Genomic DNA, 1820 nt, shown 5'->3' with positions numbered 1-1820 from the left:
GGTGCCGGCGACCGCGGTGGCCAGGACGAACGAGATCATCGGCGCCGCCGAGGCCGCACCGAACAGCCATAGACCGCCGAGCCGCTCGGCCACCGTCGGAAGCACGGTCATGACCGCCCGGTTCTCGAACGCTCCGAGGGTCACGAGGGCGACCGCTCCGACCGCGAACGGGAGGTGGTCGCGGTGGAGCAGTGAGGGCGGCGCGGGGGCGGGGGTGGCCGCGGCGGTGGCAGTCATGCGGGCCATCGTGAAAGGTGAAGTTGACTTCAAGTCAACAGGCCCAGCGAGGTTTCGGCCCGTGCGGCTGGGAGGATGTCGCCCATGACGACCTCCGCGCCGCTCGCGCTGCCCGGCTATGCCCACGTCTACTCCGGCAAGGTGCGCGACCTGTACGCACCGCTCGACGCCTCGACGGGGAAGCCACGCGCCGACCAGCTGCTGCTCGTCGCGAGCGACCGGATCTCGGCCTACGACTTCGTGCTCGACACCCCGATCCCGGACAAGGGCAAGGTGCTGACCCAGCTGTCGCTGTGGTGGTTCGAGCAGCTCGAGGACCTCGTGCCGAACCACGTGGTGTCCACAGAGGTCCCGGCCGAGGTCGACGGCCGGGCGGTGCTGGTGCGGCGGCTGGAGATGCTGCCCGTCGAGTGCGTCGCGCGGGCCTACCTCACCGGGGGTGGTCTCGGGGAGTACCGCGAGACCGGCACGGTGAGCGGGCTGAGGCTGCCCGAGGGCCTGGTCGACGGCTCGCGGCTGCCCGAGCCCGTCTTCACGCCGTCAACCAAGGCGCCGGTGGGTGAGCACGACCAGCCCATGCCGTATGCCGCGGTTGAGGCCGCCATCGGCCCGGCCCTCGCGGCGCGGGTCCGCGACCTCACCACGGCGATCCTGGCACGGGGGAACGAGATCGCTGCCGAGCGGGGCATCCTCATCGCCGACACCAAGGTCGAGTTCGGACTGGACGCCGACGGCACGGTGCTGCTCGCCGACGAGGTGCTCACCCCCGACTCGTCGCGCTTCTGGCCAGCCGACGAGTGGGAGCCGGGCCACCCGCAGCCGTCCTACGACAAGCAGTTCGTCCGCGACTGGCTGACCTCGCCGGCCAGCGGCTGGGACCGCAGCGCCGACACCCCCCCGCCGGCCCTCCCCGACCAGGTCGTCGAGCAGACGCGGGCCAAGTACGTCGAGGCCTACGAGCGGCTGACACGCCGACGTCTCGGCTGACAGTCCTGGCCTGGGAGGCCTGACCCCGTCGCAGGAGGCCGCGTCATCGCTCCGTGGGAACGATCCCGAGTGAGGTGGTGCGCCCTGCTCCTAGCTGGTCAGCTCCTCGAGCAGCCCCGGGACGCACTCCGTGATCTCACGGGCGAGGAAGCCGACCCGGCCCACGCGCTGTGCGAGCAGGTCGCCGGCGGCGCCGTGCACGTGGCCACCCCACGCGGCGGCCTGTGCCGGCTCGGCGCCCCGGCTGAGCAGCCCGGCCACGATGCCGGCCTGGACGTCGCCTGAGCCGGAGACGCCCAGGCCCGGGCAGCCTGCAGGACTGGTCCAGGCACGGCCGTCCGGGGCAGCGACGAACTTGCCCTGCCCGCCGCAGAGCACCACCGCCGAGGCCTCGCCGGCCAGCCGTCGTGCGGAGTCCAGGGGGTCGTCCTCGGCGTCCTCCTGCCCCACACCCTCCTGCCCCACACCCTCCTGCCCCACGCCGAGGGTCTGGGCGAGCTCGGCGGGGTTCACCGTCAGGATCGCGCGCTCGTGGAGGTGGGCGAGGCCGTCGCGGTGACGCCCGACGTAGGCCGACGCCAGCGCGTCGAGTACGA

General features: G+C 73.0%; 2 protein-coding genes and 1 pseudogene. 1 reads left to right on the top strand and 2 read right to left on the bottom strand.

What is annotated here, in order from left to right:
- Nucleotides 1-237: pseudogene (locus VIB11_RS15510) on the bottom strand (hypothetical protein); the annotation flags it as partial.
- An 84-nt stretch (nt 238-321) separates the two neighbouring features.
- On the opposite strand from VIB11_RS15510, the gene VIB11_RS15505 reads away from it, so the two are divergent.
- A complete protein-coding gene (locus VIB11_RS15505) occupies nt 322-1224 on the top strand; it encodes a phosphoribosylaminoimidazolesuccinocarboxamide synthase (protein WP_332032341.1) in 903 nt (300 codons plus the stop codon).
- 90 nt (nt 1225-1314) lie between these two features.
- On the opposite strand, the gene VIB11_RS15500 is transcribed toward VIB11_RS15505, so the two are convergent.
- On the bottom strand, nt 1315-1820 hold a 506-nt coding region (locus VIB11_RS15500), incomplete at its 5' end, for an ADP-dependent NAD(P)H-hydrate dehydratase (protein ID WP_332032339.1).

Source organism: Pedococcus sp., from assembly GCF_036554925.1.
Lineage (GTDB): Bacteria > Actinomycetota > Actinomycetes > Actinomycetales > Dermatophilaceae > Pedococcus_A.
This window is presented reverse-complemented; position numbering and strand designations above follow the sequence as displayed.